The 20,080-nt window shown below is 66.5% G+C and carries 13 protein-coding genes and 1 pseudogene; 6 read left to right on the top strand and 8 right to left on the bottom strand.

The genetic code is table 11. The annotated features are described in order from the left end of the window. Positions 1–14: 14 nt before the first annotated feature. From VF632_RS10680 to VF632_RS10665, 4 genes are all read right to left on the bottom strand, one after another. Positions 15–677: a hypothetical protein gene (locus tag VF632_RS10680; protein ID WP_331022870.1), complete on the bottom strand. Its 663-nt coding sequence runs from the start codon at positions 675–677 to the stop codon at positions 15–17. Between the two features lie 18 nt (positions 678–695). Then, complete coding sequence (locus tag VF632_RS10675; protein WP_331022869.1) at positions 696–1,448, bottom strand: hypothetical protein; 753 nt, start codon at positions 1,446–1,448, stop codon at positions 696–698. Then, on the bottom strand, positions 1,445–1,966 hold the full coding sequence (locus VF632_RS10670; protein ID WP_331022868.1) for a hypothetical protein: 522 nt from the start codon (positions 1,964–1,966) through the stop codon (positions 1,445–1,447). Before VF632_RS10670 ends, VF632_RS10675 begins: the two co-directional genes overlap by 4 nt. Before the next feature lie 323 nt (positions 1,967–2,289). Then, positions 2,290–4,146 carry a hypothetical protein gene (locus tag VF632_RS10665; protein WP_331022867.1) on the bottom strand — a complete coding sequence of 619 codons (1,857 nt, stop codon included), beginning with the start codon at positions 4,144–4,146 and terminating at the stop codon, positions 2,290–2,292. Positions 4,147–4,655: 509 nt separating this feature from the next. Here VF632_RS10665 and VF632_RS10660 point away from each other — a divergent pair. The 3 genes from VF632_RS10660 (at position 4,656) to VF632_RS10650 (ending at position 11,091) form a co-directional block, all read left to right on the top strand. Further along, positions 4,656–5,534, top strand: coding sequence for an ABC transporter ATP-binding protein (locus VF632_RS10660; RefSeq protein ID WP_331022866.1), 879 nt, complete (start codon positions 4,656–4,658; stop codon positions 5,532–5,534). Between the two features lie 9 nt (positions 5,535–5,543). Further along, entirely contained in the window at positions 5,544–9,122 is a 3,579-nt protein-coding gene (locus VF632_RS10655) for a M1 family aminopeptidase (RefSeq protein ID WP_331022865.1), read from the top strand. A 142-nt stretch (positions 9,123–9,264) separates the two neighbouring features. Then, entirely contained in the window at positions 9,265–11,091 is a 1,827-nt protein-coding gene (locus tag VF632_RS10650) for an alpha-amylase family glycosyl hydrolase (RefSeq protein ID WP_331022864.1), read from the top strand. Between the two features lie 321 nt (positions 11,092–11,412). Here VF632_RS10650 and VF632_RS10645 read toward each other — a convergent pair whose 3' ends face one another. After that, positions 11,413–12,075, bottom strand: coding sequence for a hypothetical protein (locus VF632_RS10645; RefSeq protein ID WP_331022863.1), 663 nt, complete (start codon positions 12,073–12,075; stop codon positions 11,413–11,415). A 232-nt stretch (positions 12,076–12,307) separates the two neighbouring features. Next, positions 12,308–13,417 carry a helix-turn-helix domain-containing protein gene (locus tag VF632_RS10640; RefSeq protein WP_331022862.1) on the bottom strand — a complete coding sequence of 370 codons (1,110 nt, stop codon included), beginning with the start codon at positions 13,415–13,417 and terminating at the stop codon, positions 12,308–12,310. A 1,165-nt stretch (positions 13,418–14,582) separates the two neighbouring features. Here VF632_RS10640 and VF632_RS10635 point away from each other — a divergent pair. Further along, on the top strand, positions 14,583–15,872 hold the full coding sequence (locus VF632_RS10635) for a hypothetical protein (protein ID WP_331022861.1): 1,290 nt from the start codon (positions 14,583–14,585) through the stop codon (positions 15,870–15,872). A gap of 196 nt (positions 15,873–16,068) precedes the next feature. Here the strand turns inward: VF632_RS10635 and VF632_RS28050 are convergent. Continuing rightward, positions 16,069–16,240, bottom strand: a pseudogene (locus VF632_RS28050) (IMP dehydrogenase); the annotation flags it as partial. A gap of 101 nt (positions 16,241–16,341) precedes the next feature. Between VF632_RS28050 and VF632_RS10630 the strand changes: the two are divergent. Together VF632_RS10630 and VF632_RS10625 are read left to right on the top strand one after the other, a co-directional pair. Next, the gene (locus VF632_RS10630; protein ID WP_331022860.1) at positions 16,342–17,166 is read left to right on the top strand and encodes a hypothetical protein; all 825 of its coding nucleotides are present in this window, start codon (positions 16,342–16,344) and stop codon (positions 17,164–17,166) included. A gap of 307 nt (positions 17,167–17,473) precedes the next feature. Beyond that, a complete protein-coding gene (locus VF632_RS10625; protein WP_331022859.1) occupies positions 17,474–18,094 on the top strand; it encodes a hypothetical protein in 621 nt (206 codons plus the stop codon). Positions 18,095–18,150: 56 nt separating this feature from the next. On the opposite strand, the gene VF632_RS10620 is transcribed toward VF632_RS10625, so the two are convergent. Then, positions 18,151–20,055: a flavin monoamine oxidase family protein gene (locus tag VF632_RS10620; protein ID WP_331022858.1), complete on the bottom strand. Its 1,905-nt coding sequence runs from the start codon at positions 20,053–20,055 to the stop codon at positions 18,151–18,153. Positions 20,056–20,080: the final 25 nt, after the last annotated feature.

Raw genomic sequence — 20,080 nt, 5'->3', positions numbered from 1 at the left:
CTCCCTCCCAGGGATCAGCGCTGCGGCCGGAGACGGGCCAGCAGCTGCTGGAAGCCGGTGCCCATGACCTGCGTCACCCCGGCCTCGTCGACCACGAACTCCGTCACCAGTGACGTGTCGCCCACCCTGAACCGGGTCTCCGAGATGGGCGTGAGGATCGCCGCCGGTCCCGTTCCCTCCCGGATCAGCGTGTCTCCCTCGAGGCGGACCACGACGGTGAGATCGTTTCGGCCCATCTGCCCCGGGATGTATTCGTACGTGCCCACGTACCGCTCCAGCACCGGCCTGGGAACACGCACCGCGGCGGGCGGTGGCGGCGGCGGCGGCGCGGGAGACCCCTTGCGGGGGAGCCGAGCCTCGAAGCCCACGCCGTCGCTGACGATTTGCGTCACCCCGCCCGCCGGGTCGATCACGAACTCCGTCGTGAGGATGGCGCCGATCCTGAACAGGGTTTCGGAGATTGGCACGAAGGCATGCCGCTGTCCCGGTTGCTCCCGGATCAGCGTGTCTCCCTGGAGGAGGATCTTGATGGTGTTCCCGTCCTGGCCATACTCGCCCACGTACCGCTCGAGCACCGACCTGGGAACGCGCACGGGTGCCTGTGCCTCCAAGGGCCCGGCCGCCATGGCGAGCGCGAGCACACCTGCGGCGATCCCGGTGGATTGACGGTTGTTCATTTCCGATCCTTCCTCTTCTCAGCGGATGCGTGATGCCTGGACCTTCTGGCTGCCCTGCTCATGGATCAGACCGGTGGCCTTTCCGGTGCCGTCGAGCTGGAACTCGATGAAATCCCGGCCCAGCTGAAAGCGGGTTTCCGAGCGCCCGTAGATGACGATGTCGGGATTGCTGCCCACCTTCGCCACCAGCATCGTCCCGTAGCGGCGGAAGTTCAGGAGGGTCCCGCCCGACGTCCTGTACTCGCCCACGTAGCGGTCGAGGACGGCCGCCGGCAGCACGAGCGAGCCCGGGGGCCCGTGGCCGGCGTGCGGCGGAGCCGCGAGCGTTGCCTGCGGAAACGAGTCGATCAGCTCCGCCATGCGCCGGCGCGTCGCCTCGTCGGGCAGCCGGCCGATGCCGCCGCCGATGTTGTCGAGCATGTGCGTCGCCTTGGTCGTTCCCACACGGGCCACGGTGACGGCCGGGTGGCTGATGACGTACTTGAGGAAGAACTGCGCCCAGGTCTGGGCGTCGAACTCGGCGGCCCATGCCGGAAGGGGGCGGTTGGCGACGCGCGAGAAGAGACTGGTGCCGCTGGCGGTGCAGCTGGCTCCCCCCGCGTTGCCGAAGGGAAAGAACGCCATCACGCCGATCTTCCGCTCCAGGGCGAGCGGCAGGATCGTGTCTTCGACGCGCGCGCGATTGCCGATGTCGTAGTCGACGCCGATGAAGTCGATCGGCTCGCTGCGCATGACCGCCTCGAGCTGGGGATACACGGCGTCGGCGATCACCTGCACGCCGATGTACCGGACGCGCCCGCCGCCTTCTCCTCCTTCAGGGCGGCGAGGTGCATCGGGTCGCCCTGGGGGGGCAGCATGACCAGGTCGAGCCGGGCCACCCTGAGCCTCGCCAGCAGCGTGTCGACGTGGGCTTTCACGGCGCCGGGGCCGAGCTGCGCCGGGCCGGGGGGGGTACCCCGCGTCGACCAGAAGAGCTGGTTCTGAATCCCGAGCTCGTTCGCGGCCGCGGCGTGGAACTGCTCCGCGGCCGCGTTGCCATGCTGCGCGTCGTAGACCCGGGCGCCGTTGTCGGCGAACGTCCTGAGGACCTCCTTGAGCGCGGCGGGATCCGCGCACCCCGCGTGGTTCGAGAACGAGAGTCCGATGACCGGGACCGTCTCACCGGAGGACGGAATAGCCCGCTGAATGAGCGTTGCGCCCGGCTGGAGTGCACGGAGCAGCCGCGGCGTGAGCGCCACCGCGGCGCTGGCGCCGGCCGCGATTCCGAGGAATTTACGACGGTTGAGCATACGATCTTCCTGGTGGAGGGTGAGTGCCCGGGATCACGAGCGTGACCGCGTCGTTTTCATCCGCCGGCTGCCTCGATCGAGCGTTCTGCAGGACACGGCCGGACGGTCGGCCGGCGTCCTCGTCCGTACGACGGGATTGGTGGTACCTCCTCACGAGTGTCCCGTCAGATTAAGTCAACTAATTGTGGATGGCAACACGAGGGAGCCCAGGCCCCCGCTCGCGCACGCGCCGGTACGAACGACGGCGGAGCGTACCCAACGCGCCGTCCCGTCGTTCCGCCGCGCGGCGTGCTGTTCGCCTGGGTAGCCACCGGGGCAGCCGCTCAGCGCAGCCGGGTCAGCCGGACGATGCGCGCCGCCGGCGCCATCGACACGAGCTCCAGCGAGATCCCGCGTGGCCCGTCTCCCATCAGGTACAGCGCCGCGTGGCCGCCGTCCGCGGCCGCGAGGGTGTGTTCGCCGCCGGCGCGGCGGCTGGCGCGGCCGGAAAAACCCGCCGAAAGCGGGCCCGACAGGCGAGCACGCTCGGAGTGGTCCCACGAGGTGTAGCGGGGCAGGTCGTGCACGACGCCCGGGTCGATGAGCCCGGCGGTGACGCTGGCGAGCGCCTGCCGGTCGGTCAGGTCGGCGTAGCCGATGCCGAGGACCGAGGTGATGTGGGCGATGACGGCCGGGCGATCGAGCCAGTCGACCGGCGCGTAGATGAGGCGCTGGTACAGCGTCGGCCGGCGCCCGTGATCGACCGATGCCTCGCCCGCCAGCTCGCGCAGGAAGAGGAGCATGCGCGCATTCGCGCCGTAGCGGCCGTTGCTCTGCCAGGGCCCGAGCGCCGGCTGTGTGCCCCACATGCCGAGCGCGCCTTCGAAGCTCGCCGGTGCGTCGCCGCCGACACCCGAGTGACGCGCGTGGAGCGGCTGCCCCGAGGCGATGCGGCTGGCCGTTTCCTGCGCGAGCGTGGCCAGCCCCTCGTTCAGGATGCTGGCCGTGCGGTCGCGGCGGCTGGTCAGCAGGTCGGCGTTGTGGGCGTACTCGTGAAGGAACACCCCTGCCACGAAGCTCGCGTTCTGGTTCTGCGGCAGCGCGAACCGATCGGCGCTGTGCAGGCTGACCACCATCTCGGAGGCGCGCGGGCAGTGGACCTGGCTCGCGACGTTCACGGTGGGCAGCGGACCGTCGTAGGCGAAGCCAAGGCCCATCGAGAGAGAGCCGAGCAGCACGTAGAAGCGGCCGCCGCCCCCGGCGGGAGGCCGGAAGTCGTCCGCGAAGACCGAGCGCATCGTCGGCAGCAGCCATCGGTTGGCCATCGCCGCCGCATCGCGCAGCCAGCCGTTCGTCGCCGGGTCGAGGAACGCCGCGGCCGACGGGTGCCGCAGATCGACGACGACGACGACCTGGCCCGAGACGGCGACGACCTTCGCCGGGAAGCTGGGCACCGATTCCGCCGGCAGATGGCAGATTCCCGGCTTCCCGGAGTGCCAGTCTACGAAGCGCAGCGTGTCCCCGGCGACCGCCGTCGCATAGCGCGGATCGAAGGGTACCGGCGCCTGCGAGTAGGTGCCCGTCAGCGCGCTCCGTTCGGGCATCGCGGGCTCCAGCGGCGTGCCGGCACCGGGTGCGGAGAATGGTGCGAGCGGTCCGCGTGCGTCGGACGAGGCGAGCGTCGGGGCGGTGGCGTCACCGGTGCCGAGAAGGCGGACGGAGACCAGCATCCGCGGGGACTCCACCTCCGCCGTCGGCATGGCGAGGTTGGCGGCGCTCAGCACGTAGTCCTCGTCGGCCGCCGGGAGGCGCAGACAGCGCAGGTCGTCCTCCGTGAGAACGCGTGACTCGCCCGGGCGCAGCGAGACGCTCGGCGGGACGCGTACGACCGCGCCGATCGGCGCCGATCCCTGCGCCGACACCTTCACCGCGCGCATGTCGGTTTCGCAGGCGCGCATGGACGGCACCCGGAACTCGGCGACGGTGTCGGAATGGGCGACGATCTCCGTCGCCGCCACGCCGTCGACCAGGAGCGAGCGCAGACTGGTGAGGCCGGAGCCGCGGACCTGGACGATCTGCCCGGGACGGAGCGTATCGACGGAGGTCAGGTGGACCGGCCGCGTCGGCTCTACCGGCGCGCCGCCATCACAGGCGACGACTAGCGCGGCGACGAGCGCGGGGAGCAGCGGGGCACGGCGCAAAGCGACCTCCGAGTCATGGTGCTGGTGGGGCGAGTCCTGCGAACCCGTTGCGCGTCCGCGGCGGCGGTGGCCAACGCAAGCGCGACGAGGGAGGTTTCAGACGTTTTGTGACGTGGCCTCCTCCCTGGAGCAGGCTTCCAAATGTATACGTTCGCGACGGGCGCGCAAAGTCGGCTAAGGCGGGTCCCGCGCCGCTGCTGGCTGCCGGCAGCCGGTCATTCGCACGCGTGACGCGGCCCGATCTCGAACGCTTTCAGCGACGCGTTTCCCGCCACACCTGGGCCGGGGTGTTCGGGCCCCCCAGGCGTGCCGGCGACCTCCGCATTCTCCATTCGACCGTCCCAATCTGCCGTTCAGCGGATGGCGGCTTCCGAGACTCGATACGGCACTGCAGCTTTGCGGCAGCGAGTCGATCACCGCTGCGATCAGCCTGATCGAGCGCGGATGATCGCCGACGCGGACCGCTCTCCATCCACCTGCCGCCCGCCGATGCCCTTCCTGGAGAATCGATGCTGAACCTTCTCGACGTCAGCCACGTGTACGCCAACGGGACGCGCGCCCTGGACCACGTGACGCTGTCCATCCCGCGCGGCATGTACGGCCTTCTCGGACCCAACGGGGCGGGGAAGTCTACCCTGATGCGGACGGTCGCGACGCTGCAGACGCCGACGGAGGGCGCCATCCGCTTCGGCGACGTGGACGTGATCGCCGAGCCGGAGGAGCTGCGGCGCACCCTGGGCTACCTGCCGCAGGACTTCGGCGTGTACCCGCGCGTTTCCGCGTACGAGATGCTGGATCACATGGCCGTGCTGAAGGGCGTCGCCTCCGCGGCCGATCGCAAGGCCACGGTCGAAAGCCTGCTGCAGCAGGTAAACCTGTGGAGCGTCCGCAAGAAGTCGCTGGCCGGCTTCTCCGGCGGCATGCGGCAGCGCTTCGGCATTGCCCAGGCGCTGATCGGCAACCCGGAGCTGATCATCGTTGACGAGCCCACCGCCGGGCTGGATCCCGAGGAGCGCAACCGCTTCCTGAACCTGCTCGCGGAGATCGGCGAGAGCGTGGTGGTGATCCTTTCCACCCACATCGTGGAGGACGTGTCGGACCTCTGCCCGCGGATGGCCGTGCTGGCGGACGGGCGCGTTCAGCTGGAGGGGGCGCCGCTGGACCTCATCCTCCGCACCCGCGGCCGAATCTGGAGGAAGGTGATCGACCGCGGCGAGCTGTCCGCGTGCCGCGAGCGGTACGACGTGCTCTCCACGCGCCTCTTCGCCGGACGCACCATCGTCCACGTGCTGGCCGACCAGGATCCGCGCGACGGCTTCGCCCCGGTGGATGCCGGGCTGGAGGACGTCTACTTCTCCACGCTGGCGCAGTCGCGCCGCGCGGCCTGAGGCAAGACGATGCTCATCGACATCGCCCGCTTCGAATTCCGCTACCTGCTGCGCAACCCGCTTCTCTGGGTCTCCGCCGCGGCGGTCTTCGCGCTGTACTTCGTTTCCATCAGCATGGGCTTTCCACTCGGCTCCGAGGGCGGCCTCCTGCACAATGCGGCCTTCGCGACGCTGCGGAACTACCTGATGGTCTCGATCTTCTTCATGTTCGTGACCACCTCCTTCGTCGCCAACGCCGTCATCCGCGACGACGAGACCGGCTACGGGCCCATCATGCGGTCCACGCGGATCAGCAAGTTCGAGTACCTGGCCGGCCGCTTCCTGGGCGCGTTCGCCGTCGCGGCGCTCTGCCTGCTGCTGGTGCCGCTGGGGATCTGGCTGGGATCGCTGATGCCGTGGGCCGATCCCGCGACCGTGGGACCCTATCGGCTCCTCGATCAGCTCTACGGCTACTTCCTGGTCGGGCTGCCCAACATCCTCGTCCACTCCGCCGTCTTCTTCGCCCTGGCGACGATCACGCGGTCGATGATGGGCTCCTACCTGGGCGTCATCGGCTTCGTCTCCGCCTATTTCGTCCTGGAGGGCGCCTTCGCCGACCGGCCGCAGCTGCAGACGGCGGCGGCCCTCGCGGACCCGTTCGGCGGGCGGGCGCTGAACGACGCCACGCGGTACTGGACGGTGGCCGAGCGGAACGTGACGCTCCCCGAGTTCGGCGGCGCCCTGCTCTACAACCGCCTCCTCTGGATCGCGATCGCCATCGGCTGCCTGGCGCTCGCGCACGCCGTCTACCGCTTCGCGGACCAGGGGATGTCGAAGCGCGAGCGGAAGATGCAGAAGCTCGCGGGACGAGAGGCCGTGGAAGCACCGCCCGTGGCGGATCGCGTGTCCCTTCCCGCGCCGCGGCACGGGAATGCGGCGCTGCGGGCGATGCTGTGGATGCGCACGCGGTTCGAGATCAAGCAGGTGGTGCTGAGCCCGGCCTTCGTGGTGCTGATGGCGTGGGGGCTGTACATCACCGTGCTCGTGCTGACCACGCAGCGCGACCCGGACGGCCGCCCGACCTATCCCACCACGCTCTCGATGATCCCCGAGATCGCCGACGGCATGGGGATGACGCCGCTGATCGTGGCCATCTTCTACGCGGGCGAGCTCGTCTGGCGCGAACGCGACCGCAGGATGCACGAGCTGGTCGGCGCGGCGCCGATGCCCAACTGGGTGTTCGTGGTGTCGAAGACGCTGGCGATGGGGCTGGTGCTGATGGCCATGCTGCTGACGAGCGTCGCCGCGTCCGTCGTCCTGCAGCTCTCGCTGGGATACACGCACCTGGAGCTGGGCAAGTACCTGCTCTGGCACGTGCTTCCGGGAACGTGGGACATGCTGCTGTTGGCGGCGCTGGCGATCTTCGTCCAGGCGGTCAGCCCGCACAAGGCGGTCGGATGGGCGATCATGGTGGTGTTCCTGGCGTGGCAGCAGCTGAACACCACGGTCGATCACAACCTTTTCCTGTACGGCGGCACGCCCGGCATGCCGCTTACGGACATGAACGGCGCCGGCTCGTTCTGGGTGGGCGCGTGGACCTTCCGCGTGTACTGGGGCGCGTTCGCCGTGCTGCTTCTCGTCGCCGCGCACCTGCTGTGGAGGCGGGGCACCGAGATCCGGCTGAGGCCCAGGCTGGGGCTCGCGCGGCGGCGCCTGGCGGGTGCGGCGGGATGGGTGGCCGCCGCGGCCCTGCTGACGTTCACCGCGACGGGTGCCTACGCCTTCTACAACACCGACGTCCTCAACGACTACCGGACGCAGGGCGCGAACGAGGCCCACGCGGCCGCGTTCGAAAAGAAGTACGGGCGATACGCCGAGCTGGCTCACCCGAGGATCGTGGACCTGACGCTGGACGTCGCCCTCTACCCGGAGGAGCGCCGCGCCGTGACGAAGGGCCGCTACCGCCTCCGCAACCTGACGTCGCAGCCGATTCCCGACATCCACGTCCGCGTCCTGGGCGGCGACCTGCAGCTCGCGAGCGCGACCATCTCCGGGGCGCGGCTGATCAGCGACGACGCGCGGTTCGGCTACCGCATCTATCGCCTGGACCGGCCGATGCAGCCGGGCGAAGAGCGGGTGATGGCGTGGGAGACGCGGCTCTGGATCCGCGGCTTCCGCAACCAGCCGACCTTCACCCGGCTCGTGGAGAACGGCACCTTCCTCACCGAGGCCCACCTGATGCCGACCATCGGCCTGGTCCGCGCCGGGCTGCTGCAGGATCCCGATACGCGGCGCCGGTACGGCCTGCCGGAGGCGCCCGGCGTCGCGAAGCTGGAAGACCTTGCCGCGACGGCGAACACCACGTACGGGCGTGGATGGGCGAAGTCCGACATCACCGTGTCCACCTCGGCTGACCAGACGCCGCTCGCGCCCGGCAACAACGTGTCGGACGTGGTGCGCGGAGGCAGGCGCATCGCGCGCTTCGTCTCGGGCGTGCCGATCCATCCGCGCTTCTCCATCCAGTCTGCCCGCTACGCGGAGAAGCACCGTCTGCACACCGGCGTGGACCTGGCCGTCTACCATCATCCCGCGCACGGGTGGAACGTGGAGCGCATGCTCGACGCGCTCGCGGCCTCGCTGGACTACTACCAGGCGAACTTCGGCCCCTATCCGTTCGACCACGCGCGGATCGTGGAGTTCCCGGGCTATCACGAATTCGCGCAGGCGTTCCCCGGCACCATCCCCTTTTCGGAGGACGTGGGCTTCGCCGCCGATTTCGACGCGCCGGAGACGATCGACTACGTGTCGTACGTCACCGCGCACGAGCTGGCGCACCAGTACTGGGCGCACCAGGTGGTCGGCGCCGACATGGAGGGGCGGGAGCTGCTCTCGGAGACGCTGTCCCAGTATTCCGCGCAGATGGTGATGAAGAAGCTGCGCGGCAAGGACTACATGCGCCGCTACCTGCAATACGAGCTGGACCGCTACCTGGAGGGCCGGGAGTATTCGGCGGGGGAGGAACCGACGCTCACGCGCGTGACGGGGCAGGACCATGTCACCTACCGCAAGGGCGCGATGGCGATGTACCTGCTGCAGGAGCGGCTGGGCGAGGACAGGGTCAACCGGGCGCTGCGAACGCTGCTGACCCGCTACGCGTTCAAGGGTGCGCCGTTCCCCCGCTCGCTGGACCTGGTCGCGGCCCTGCGCGCCGAGGCAAACACGCCGGAAGAGCAGGCGCTGATCACCGACCTCTTCGAGCGCGTCACCCTGTACCACCTGGAAGTGACGGCGCCCACGGCGGTGCGCCGCGCGGATGGCCGGTGGGACGTGACGGTGCCGGTGCTGGCGAAGAAGTTCTACGCCGATGGCAAGGGTGGGGAGACGGAGACGCCGCTGGCCGAGCGCATCGAGATCGGCCTGTTCACCGCCGAGCCCGGCCGGGACGCGTTCGCCGCGTCGCACGTGGTCCTGCTGGAGCGCCACCCCATCCGCTCCGGCCGCCAGGTGCTGCGCTTCGTCACCGACCGCAAGCCGACGCATGCCGGCATCGACCCCTACAACTTCTACATCGACCGCAACTCAGCGGACAACGTGCTGCCGGTGAGGTAGACGGCGCCCGCGCGGGGATGGGCCGCTGCAATCGAGCGCTCGGGTCTGCCCCGCCTTGTCGGACGGGGCGGCTCGTGCACAGATTGCGCGCTGCGGGCAGAGACGGCCGCTCGCTCCATCCCCCATCCCTGGAAACGACCCCATGAAGCTCCGTCTGCTCGCCGCGGTGGCCGCGGCCGCGATCGCCGGTTCCGCACACGCGCAGGCGCCGGAGGTGGTCAAGGTAGATCCGCCCGACTGGTGGGCGGGCCACTCCATCAATCCCGTGCGCCTGCTCATCCGCGGGCGCAACCTGGGCGGTGCACGCATGGAGTGCCCGCGGCTGGCGTGCGGGGAGGTAAAGGTGAACGCGGCGGGGACGTACGCGTTCGTCGACGTCACCGTGGGAGACGGGGCGGCGCCGGGGCGGTACCCGCTCACCCTGCGCACCGGCGGCGGCGCGGCACAGGTGCCGTTCACCGTGTCGGCGGCGCTGCCGGCCACGGGGCGCTACCAGGGCTTCGGGCCCGACGACGTGCTGTACCTGCTGATGCCGGACCGGTTCGCCAACGGCGACCCGCGCAACGACGAGCCGTCCGTGTCGCGCGGCATCCTGGACCGCGCGGGCGCGCGCCGCTGGCACGGCGGCGACCTGGAGGGGGTGCGCCAGAAGCTTCCGTACCTGCGCGACCTGGGGATCACCGCCATCTGGATGAACCCCATCTACGACAACACCAACACGCTCGACACCAAGGAAGTCTACGACGGGCAGCCCACGACCGCGTACCACGGCTACCACGCCATCGACTACTACGCGGTGGAGGAGCGCTTCGGCGACATGCAGGCGCTGCGGCGGCTGGTGGACGAGGCGCACGCGCAGGGGATCAAGATCATCCTGGACATGGTGGCCAACCACACCAGCGCCTACCACCCCTGGGTCACCGACTCGCCCACGCCCACCTGGTACAACGGCACGGCGGAGCGGCACCTGTCCAACAACTGGCAGGTGTGGGCGCTGGCCGACCCGCACGCCACGCCCGACATCCGCCGCCCGGTGCTGGAGGGGTGGTTCGTCGACATCCTGCCGGACCTGAACCAGAACGACCCCGAGGTGGCCCGCTACATCATCCAGAACACCCTGTGGTGGGCGGGGATGACGGGCATCGACGGCATTCGGCAGGACACCTGGCCGTACGTGCCGCGCTCCTTCTGGCGCGAGTGGATGGCGGCCATCCGCCGCGAGCACCCCACCATGCGCGTGGTGGGCGAGGTGTTCGACGGCGATCCCGCCACGGTGGCGTTCTTTACGGGGGGCCGCTCACGGTGGGACGGCATCGACGACGGGGTGGACGCCCTCTTCGACTTTCCCCTGTTCTTTCCGCTGCGGCGCGCGTTCGTGGAAGGCAAGCCGCTGCGCGAGGTGGCGCAGATGCTGGGGCGCGACCACCTGTACGAGGAGCCCCAGTCCATGGTGACCTTCCTGGGGCTGCACGACGTGGCGCGCTTCATGGGCGAGCAGGGCGCCTCGCACGAAGGACTGCGGCTGGCGTACACGTTTCTGCTCACCACGCGCGGCACGCCGCTGCTGTACTACGGCGACGAGATCGGCATGCCGGGCGGCGGCGACCCCCACAACCGCCGCGACTTTCCCGGCGGGTGGCCCGGCGACCCGCGCAACGCATTCCAGGCGTCGGGTCGCACGCCCGAGGAGCAGGCCACGTTCGCGCACGTGCAGGCGCTGTTGCGGCTGCGCGCCCAGCGCGGCGAGCTGCGCCAGGGGCCGCTGGTGAACCTGCACGTGGCCGACCAGCAGTACGTGTACCGCCGCGGGGCCACCGTGGTGGCGCTGAACAACGACACCACCGCCGCCGAGGTGCGCATCCCCGCCACGGAGCTGGGCGCGGACGTGCTGGGCCGCTGCGCGCCGCCTCGCCGCGACGGTGACGCCCTGGTCATCGCCATCCCGCCCCGCACCGGCTGCGTGTTCTGAGCTGATGTGAGTTGAGGGAGGGAGATCCGTCACGTACGCAGGAACTGCCTGGCTTCACGGAGGGCACGGAGATGTTCATCCTCCTTGTCCTCCTTGTGATTCCGAGGCGTTCAAGGCCGCGCCGTTCCCGCGCTCGCTCGATTGGGCGCGACCCTTCGTTGAAAAAGCTGGGGCCAATGTGGGTATTAGGGACATCAAGTCGAGATACTCCGTGAGATGTACCGCAGGTGTGGTGCTGCGATAACGGTTCATGGTAGGGGCGTGCGCAAGCGCGGGGGTGGCGATTGCGGCGGACTAGGCACGGAAGCGTGCCTCAACGCATCATAATCGATGCCCGGTTTCTGATCGCTGCACAAATGTCGAGAGTGTCACCGGCTCCTTCTGCTCCCGTACGTAAACATCCGCGTGCACTATCAGGTCAGAAAACGTGATGTCCTCAAGTCTAAATCGATCTAACCGCTTCTGCTTTTCCTGAAAAGCTCTGGGTTCAGTGCCGAATTCGTTCCACGCTGGAGGCAAGTGATACACTACGCGCTCTATGCGATCTAAGACTGAATCCGCGCCGACTACCACGACATCGAACCTATACACGGGGTATGGGAACCGCGAATCGTGTTTAGGGGCGCGCCAACAAGTCGATGTCAGCGCGATGTGTGTTTGAGTGATCGGTTCATTCGATGTAGGAACCGGGATACTCGGGACGATAAATAATTTAGGAACTACTTCAGTAGGATATTCGAACGGTGCATAGAGCTTGTGGTGATGCTTGCTGACCAAAATGTAGAAGGTCCAAAGCACGACCACCGGGAACGAGACAAGGAACGCAATCAGCGGCCACCGTTCGTGTTGCGTAAGCGCCTTGGCGGCAATCCCGAGTACAAGAGAAGCAAAGCCGTAGATCATCACTATGAAAAGGGCGATGATGCCAAGCGGGTTTCGCGACAGGCGCGGGGCCACATTCGAAATTGGATCTGGCGTCGGCACTAGTCACACTCCTGACGAGGAAAGCAGACCCCACGTACTAAGTGGCCCACGGTAGCACGTCGTCCGCCTAGCTTGTTTTGCTGCACGGCGGCGGTCAAGGAAAGCGTAGGTCACGCCAGCCACGATTGGACGGATCCCCCTGCACCCGCGCAGCCTACGTACATCGTCGTTGCGCGCTAGCACGCCAGCTTGCGGGAGGCGCTAAAAGTCAACATCGAATTCTACTTGATAGTTAGGAGTACATCCAGACAGCAACTTGTGCCCGCGAGTGGATGCCCATCTTCTGCAAGACGCGCTCGGTGTGGCGCCGGGCCGTGTGTGCTGTAACGCCGAGCGCCCTTGCAATTTCCACGTTCGGCTTTCCCTCTGCCAGAAACGCCGCAACGCGGATCTCTGCTCGAGTGAGGCCAAAAACGGCTTGTAACTCCGCGTCTGGTCGTCGGATCGGCGAGCGCCGCTCCAGAGACACGAGCATGTATGCAATGGAACCGGAGGGCGGGCCTCCGTACAAGGACCCGCGGATTGCATAGCGTGCCTTACCTGTATGTATTACGGAAGCGCAGGCGCCCAAGGGTCCATCGGTGTAGCCCCGAATTCTCATGGCACTGCGCAAGCTGTTCATCACCACCTGCAGTTCTAAGTTTAAGACTGTGCTTTCTGGATCGTCCGCGAGCATTCCAGTGAGTGCAGGGGTTTGGTGGATAGGCCGACCGGTGGAATCGAAAACCATTACCGCTTGGCCAAGGGTATCCAAGCTGCGGAGCAGGTCTATGCGCCACCTATCCCAGCGCACCTGAGTCTCGACACCAGCGCGAAAGGCAGGAAAGAGAAGGCGAAGGAGCGCCAGTTCGCGTTCTCCAAAGAGCCGGCCTACCGGACGCGCATGCCAGAAATGCAGGCTAGCAACCGCGTTTGCGTCTGAACCCAACCCGGTGAGGGGAACCGTTGCGCCAATTGTATCGTGCGCTCCGTTGGGCGCAGCGTACTCATTATAATATGCACTCGTGCGAAACAGTTCGTACCCCGGTCCATAAAGCATCTCAAGCGACGTGACGCCGCACCGAATGCCCTCCTCCCAAACAGTTCGCCCATCAGCCAGACGCGGAGGCTCGAGTTCCGGGAACGCCGAGAGCGACTTCGGATCGTGCTGGTCACTGTACATCGCAAGACCGTCATTCACCGGAAGCAGAAACCCAGCCGAGTCCGCGCACAACAAGTCGCCCAAACCACGATTTACGGCCGAACGCCAGTTGTCGACACTCTCGAAATCCAGGGGAGAAACAAGCAACTGGATCGCCCGAGTCAGCTTTGCGACGTCAGCGGACGACAGGGTGATCGACATGGGCTGCCAAGATGTGCACGGGAGGGCTGGCGTACCTAACCATTCACGGGCTACAACCACCACAACTATCGTATTGTCACTGGTCTACCGCAACACCGTCGACAAATCTCCGCCGCTCAACCAAAGCTCGGAATGCGAACCATGTGTAGCGTGCCGGATCAAGATTGGCAGTTCTGCCAATGCGCGAGTAGCTACGCAGGATTAGGCTTTTCCGGTCACGATCAGTCGTGACTCGCACGCGCGAGTCTAAGTAGACCGCGTGATCTCATCCCTTGGACGGAGCCACGATCTTGAAAACACTCGCATTTATCTCCATTTGTGCTGTCCTTTCGCTCGGCATCCCGAGAGTTGCCGTTGCACAGGATTCGGCCGCCGTATTTACGATAACCGCCCAGCACCCGCTGCCTGTGACACTCACAGGCCCCGGTACTCCAGTAGTATCCGCGGCGTACCGCAAATGGTTCGAAGACTGGGCCGGCGAGCGCGGACCAAGGATGTCGATCATCGAAGCATCCCATCGATGGCAGTCTTGCACGTTGTTCGACAGGACGAACCCCAACGGCACAAACGACGAGGTCGTAGTATTTCGATGCGGCTCCCAAGGGGACCTTCGCATCCGCTGGGATGCAATCAAGGGGACGTTAAGCAGCCGCGACGCGAGCGGACACGCGCTAGGAACTGTCATTCTATAGTCGTGCGCAGAGAGCATCCGGCGGAAGCCGCCGCCGGGGCGTTCGGTCTACGGGACCAGGCTGCGCGCGTGCGGTTGAGGTGGTCCGCCGTCTCGCACGTCGTAGAGACCCGGAACCCGTAGCCGCAGTGAATCGTGCGGCGCGATCAGATGGCTAGTCGGGAATTCCGTAGATGCCAACTTTGCTCTTGAGCACTTGAGCCGGGAATGTGCTGCTGCCGAGGCGATCGCGTTGAAACGTTTGCGCGTTTGCGGAATTCCAGACTACGTAGTACGCCTACGTCATCGGCATTTTCAGGCGAACCAATTGATGTAAGCGGAGATCGCTCACATCTCGTGGACGCGACGTCAGAGCCGGCTAGGAGGGACGACAAGCGTTCCGGCGTACTTGTTGTCGCAGCCTTTAGCCAAGAGTTTTGCCGGTGCATCCTCGGATGCTGAGCGAACACATTATCTCAGCAGCTTGATATTCACATGGAACGATCCGCTCCCACTAGGCAGCAGCTACTTTCCTTCCTCCTGCTTCTTGTTGTCACTTGTGCAGTCGGCTATCGCTTTCTCGAAGCGACCACTCGAAAGTGGGTGGAGGTCCCGACACCGGCCGTAGCGCTTGGCGAAGGGGTCCGGCAGCGCATGTTTCGAAGCCTGAAAGGTGCAACTGATGATGTTGGTTCGGCATCACCTGCCGCGGTCGTGCATCTCGCAACCTTCCGAGCCGACAACGGAAAGGAAGTCGAAATCTTCGTTGCGGAGGGAGAATTTACTCGGGATGGCATTGAACCCAGCGGGTTGTGGTCGAATGCTGTTCGTGGATCTACACTGCTGGTCAACTCGGTCGACGAGATCATGAGTCGTGGTAGCCCTGAGTCAATTAGCTACCACATTGGGTACGGCTGTCGTATCGACCCCTCACCTGAACACCTTCTTCAGGTTGGCGAGGTTCGCATCCAGAGGTGTCGTGGTCCTTATCATGAGGATCTTAATGTATCATGGGTGGCTAATGCGGCGCTGATCGTGTACCGGAGCGCTGGCGGTCGCGGCCATTGTACTCCGTACTGGCAGCCTGCTGGTGAGCTGTCGGATGGTGATTATAGTGCTTGCCTCACCACTCACCTCCGTGTCGCCCTCAACCAGGTTTTTGAGAGACTTCAAGATCTTCCTCGGCGGCAGACGCCCGAGACCGTGATCCTTCCGGCGCTTGCTACCGGAACTGGACGATACCCTAAAGCAGCCTTTTACAAGCTCTTCGCCGAACAACTTGGTCAAGAGCTCAGGCGTCCATCGGAGCAGTACATACCGACCCGAATCGTTCTTCAGGTTCGGCGCGGGAACGACGCAGCGGACTGGGACGAGACGATATACGCTATCTCTGGGAGTATTGGGGATGTTGTCGACGGGTGGCGCTCAGGTCATAGTCGGGAAGAACTGCGCTCTCTCGGTGGGTTGCTAGGTATTTTTTCCACGCTTACGATGCTTGGGGGGGTGGCATTCTTCCGCTTTCGTGCCTCGCCCAGCTTTGATCATCATCTAAGTTTGCTTCGCGATGGTCCAGTTGCGCTTGTTCTTCTAGCGTGGGTGTTTGCTGCTCTCGGTCTCCTCACGCCGATCAGTCTGTTGATTGACAACCTCGTGACTTACCGAAACCCTGTGGCGCCGATTCTCAGCGGTGTTCTTACGGTGCTTGTATACGGGGTGGTCTACCGCGCAACGGAAACCTATCGGGATCGCGTCAAGCTGTTGCACAGCGATCCCACAGATGTATAGTCGGTACATGGCCGCCACAAAGGTGTGGAATGCGGACGCCAAGGTCACCATATTTTCCGTAGAGTTGCGTGTCCTTCTGGTGCGGTGTCGGCACGTCACTTCTCGTCGGTGAATCGGACCAGAACGACCGCAGCCCAGCCCGTGATGCCATGGCTGCGGTCGTCTGTTCTCGTCACTGGCGCGTCCCCCGCCCGGTTTACGGCACCAGCAGGGTCTTGATCGCGCAGCGCTCGTCCACGGCGCGGTAGCCCCTTGGCCACCTAGTCCAAGGGCAGCGTCAGGTCGAATACCCTGCCGGAGTTGATCGTCCCGCTCCAGATCCAGGCGATCAGATCGGGCAGAAAGCGCCGGGCCGGGGCGGGGCCGCCTGCCCCCGAACGCCGAGTCCATCACGTTGTAACTGTTGCGCTGGACAGGAATTCTCGCGTACTTGGTCCCGCGTCGAGTGCACTCGTTCAGACACCAATCCATGCTTTGCCTTGCCCTGCTTGCGGTGGCGTGCTTCCTCACGGGGTGCACGTCGGCGCCTTCGGACGATCGCGTAGCCGAGCCCCACGGGTCCGGCGCTGCTCGCGCTTCGCTTACGACTGCGGAGTACAGCTGGCGCACGTACGCCGGGCAGTCCCTGCATCTCCACTATCTCCCCGATTCATACGCAGCCCAGCACATCCGGGAGTTTGCCCGCGACGCCGAGAAAGGTCTGCACCACGACCTTGCGCTCATCGGTGCCTCGCGTCCACCCGGGGTGGTGGAAGTGTTCCTGGTCGACTCGCGCGAGCAGGCCCGGCAACTGACCGGCAACCCGTACATGGGGCAGGCGGTTCCCGGTGAGCTGAGCGTCTTTCTCGTGATCCTCCCCGGACTCCGCCCGGCCGTTCGCCACGAGATCATGCATGCGCTTTCCCTCTCGCTCTGGGGCACGCACCGTACAGGCACGTGGATCTCGGACGGAGTGGCCACCTGGGCCACGGGAATGTGCCAGGGAAAGAGCGTGGACGCGATCGCGGCGGGCTTTCTTCGGCAGGGCAGGCTGCTTCCGCTCCCGGAACTGGCGGCCACGTTCTGGGAGGTGGATGAACTCCGCGCGTACTTCACGGCGGGGAGCGCCATCGGCTACCTGGCCCAGACTCGCGGGAATGCCGCGGTCGAAGCCCTCTGGAGGCAGTCCCCGGACGGCGTGGAGCACCCCCTGGGAGAGGGCGGCGCCGAGATCGAGCGAAGGTGGCGTGCACACCTTGCTTCCATCCCTGCCGCCGAACTCGACATGGTTACGCTTCGTGAGAGCGGATGCTGAATTGTGCAGCCCAGCGCGCCGGACCCAACTACCCACGCCGCACCCTCGGAGCAGCCGACCCACGTGATCGACGAACTAGAGCCGAGGGTGGTGCTCGCCGGAGCCACGCGGGGGAGCGAGCAGCCGGCCATCTCCCCGTTGCGGATGGCGGGGCTGATCGGCGCGGGAATGGCTCTCGGGGCATTCACGTCAGACGTCGGCCTCCCGCCGCTGGATGCGGCTTGGTACCCGCCTCTCTGGACCGGGCAGGCCCGAGAACGCAGATTGTGCCGTCCGCCGCCGCCCATTCCGTCCGGAACCCGAGATCATGTCCGACACCCCATCGCCCGCCTGGATGCAGGCGCTGCAGCCGTACGCCGAGCGCACGGACTTCCGGGTGCCGCTCAAGGTACCCATCCACATGCCCAGCGGACGGATGATCGGCGACGTGGCGGGCGTGTACCTGCGCCTGCCGCGCTGGGAGGGCCCCCCGTTCGCGGACGACTTCGGCAAGAAAGCGGCGGGGATGGTGGAGCTGGATGGCGAGCACACGTTCGCCGAGCTCGCGGTGCTGCGGATGCTGGAGCGGGAGGGGTGGAGCGGGCGGTGGGTGAACACGTACAGCGCCAAGGGCGAGGTGTGGAAGTATCTCACCCGGTGGGACGACGTGCCCCGCGCCGAGCAGCGCAACCGCGTGATCGAAGACGAGGACCCGCGCGTGGTGCTGGCCGGGGTGGCGCGGCGGGCGAAGAAGCGCTACGCCGGGTGCTGGGACGTGTTCGCCTGGCGCGGCGACGACTTCGCCTTTCTGCAGACGAAGCGCGGCGCCCCTACGGCCAAGGCGGAGCTGGGCGCCGCCCAGGCAGAGTGGCTGCACACCGCCCTTCTGTTCGGCGACACCCGGATCACGCTGGCGTCGTTTGCCGTCGTGCACTGGGACTACCGCTGACCCGCCGCGCCCAGAACGGCCCCTCCACCCAGCGCCGCTCCTGCACGTAGATTCGGTCAGCGGGGGGAGTTGCGGGCCTTGTGGCTCTTGGAGGATGGCTTCGGCTTGCGGGTGCGCTTGGCCGCCTTGGTCGGGTCGGACCCGCCGGACCCGGCGTGGCAGACCAGCGTGTACTTCTCCAGGTCGGGCTTGAGGGGCGGGAGGTCCAGGAACTCCCGCAGCACCGACTCGGCGACGCAGAGGGCGCCTTCCACCCACCCCTGGTCGAACGAATAGCACGAGCCGATCACGTAGGTGTGGCGGGAAGGCTCGTGCAGGATCCGCTGGTACGGCGCGCGAACCCGGTCCATCACGTCGCAGATGTTGTAGTGCGCCGCCCAGCCGTGGTAGCCGGCCCCGAACGGGTCCTGTCCCCAGTCCTGGTAGTAGACCGCCCGGGGCGCCGGCACGTTCTGCACCTCGGCGCCGTGCGTTTCGGCGAGCTGCTTGACGAGGAGGTTGGCGAGCGGCGAGCCGATGGGCACGGACGTGGGCCCCTTCAGCGGCTGCCGCAGGGTGGAGGGAGCGGCCTCGTAGTCGCCGCTCTGCTCCATCACGCGCCAGAAGCTGGAAAAGGTCATGTCGTCGTAGCTCGCCAGCAGCACGTACGGGCCGCCATCCTTGCCAGGCCCGCCCGGAACGTTGTTGGCGAAGTAGTCCACCATGCGGAGCGGCAGGTCGGTGACGGTGGGCCCGCCCACCCACTGCGCCTCGGGCGGGGCGAGCTTCTTCGGCGTCGGGGCCCCGGTGTGCTTCTCCGGCCACTCCAGCCGCGGCGTGTGCTTGCAGATCTTTTCGTCCGTCCACCATGCCTCGTCCCACAGCATCACGATCTTGATGGCGGGCTGGTTGATGGAGGCCTCCAGGTAGTACTTCACCCGGTCGTCGTTGAGCAGGTAGTCGGCGGGGCATCCCGCCGCGACCAGCTCCAGCGCCCGGCGGGGCATGGCCAGGAACAGCCGGTGGGCCTCCACGCGGTGGGTTCCGCGCGAGCCCAGGTGGTCCACGAAGGTGCAGGTGGTGGTGCCGTCCCGGGATTCGCGGAGCTCCGTCAGCTGCTGGCCGTAGAAGATGCCGGAGCCGGGACGCTCCTTCGCAAGCCTGGCGACCTCCTCGGCCAGCTTCTCGAACAGAATGCTGTAGCCGCCGTCCAGGCGCATGAAGCTGGTGGTGGAGCCGACGTCGTTGTTGTTCTCGAACGCGTCGGCCGCGCTCCAGTCGATGACGTTCGACGAGTAGCCGTTGCCGTCGGCCGCGTAGTCGTAGCCCTCGTCGCCCAGCTGGTCGTACAGCAGGTTCCAGTAGCCGATGTCGCGCGCCGGCGTCCCCGCGGGAAAGGTGGGCGTGGCGCCGGCCTCGGGCACCGTGCCGTGGGCGAAGTAGTCGCACCACTTCTGGCGGTCTTCGTTGCCGTCGCCCAGCCCCGGGGCAAAGACGCCGGCGATGGCGCCGATGATGGTGTCGGCCGTGTAGGGCTCCTTCACCTTGTTCGTCTTGAGGAACTTCAGGAACTCGGTGTTGAAGCGGTACGGGAGCTTCTTGAGCTTTCGGAGGGTGAGGTCGTTCTCGTAGACGTTCAGGCCGCGCAGGTAGTAGAGGCGGTCGTCGGACTTGCCGAAGGGCACCACCAGGTGGGCCAGCCCCAACTCGATGATCAGGCTCTGGACGATGCGGTGGCCCTCGGTCGTCTTTTCCGGAAAGTCCTGGTCGGTGGCGAAGCGCATGCCCCCGAACTCGCAGTACAGGCCGTCACTGCCGCCGACGTCTTCGGGAAAGGTGTAGGTGTAGATACGCCCGCCCGGCCGCTCCGACCACTCGTACACCCGCACCGTGTCGCCCGGAGGCAGCCGCTCGTCCTTGAGCAGCCGATACGCGGTGTAGAGCCCGGAAGCCCCGGCGCCTACGATGACGTGGTCTGCCATGATGGAATTTTCTTTTGATTGTGGA

The sequence above is a fragment of the Longimicrobium sp. genome, assembly GCF_036388275.1.
GTDB lineage: Bacteria > Gemmatimonadota > Gemmatimonadetes > Longimicrobiales > Longimicrobiaceae > Longimicrobium.
This window is presented reverse-complemented; position numbering and strand designations above follow the sequence as displayed.

What these genes read in the sequence shown, in the direction of transcription:
- VF632_RS10630 (WP_331022860.1), top strand. Translation starts at nt 16,342, where the DNA reads ATGCTTTGCCTTGCCCTGCTTGCGGTGGCGTGCTTCCTCACGGGGTGC.
- VF632_RS10680 (WP_331022870.1), bottom strand. Translation starts at nt 677, where the DNA reads ATGAACAACCGTCAATCCACCGGGATCGCCGCAGGTGTGCTCGCGCTC.
- VF632_RS10650 (WP_331022864.1), top strand. Translation starts at nt 9,265, where the DNA reads ATGAAGCTCCGTCTGCTCGCCGCGGTGGCCGCGGCCGCGATCGCCGGT.
- VF632_RS10670 (WP_331022868.1), bottom strand. Translation starts at nt 1,966, where the DNA reads ATGCTCAACCGTCGTAAATTCCTCGGAATCGCGGCCGGCGCCAGCGCC.
- VF632_RS10640 (WP_331022862.1), bottom strand. Translation starts at nt 13,417, where the DNA reads ATGTCGATCACCCTGTCGTCCGCTGACGTCGCAAAGCTGACTCGGGCG.
- VF632_RS10625 (WP_331022859.1), top strand. Translation starts at nt 17,474, where the DNA reads ATGTCCGACACCCCATCGCCCGCCTGGATGCAGGCGCTGCAGCCGTAC.
- VF632_RS10655 (WP_331022865.1), top strand. Translation starts at nt 5,544, where the DNA reads ATGCTCATCGACATCGCCCGCTTCGAATTCCGCTACCTGCTGCGCAAC.
- VF632_RS10660 (WP_331022866.1), top strand. Translation starts at nt 4,656, where the DNA reads ATGCTGAACCTTCTCGACGTCAGCCACGTGTACGCCAACGGGACGCGC.
- VF632_RS10620 (WP_331022858.1), bottom strand. Translation starts at nt 20,055, where the DNA reads ATGGCAGACCACGTCATCGTAGGCGCCGGGGCTTCCGGGCTCTACACC.
- VF632_RS10635 (WP_331022861.1), top strand. Translation starts at nt 14,583, where the DNA reads ATGGAACGATCCGCTCCCACTAGGCAGCAGCTACTTTCCTTCCTCCTG.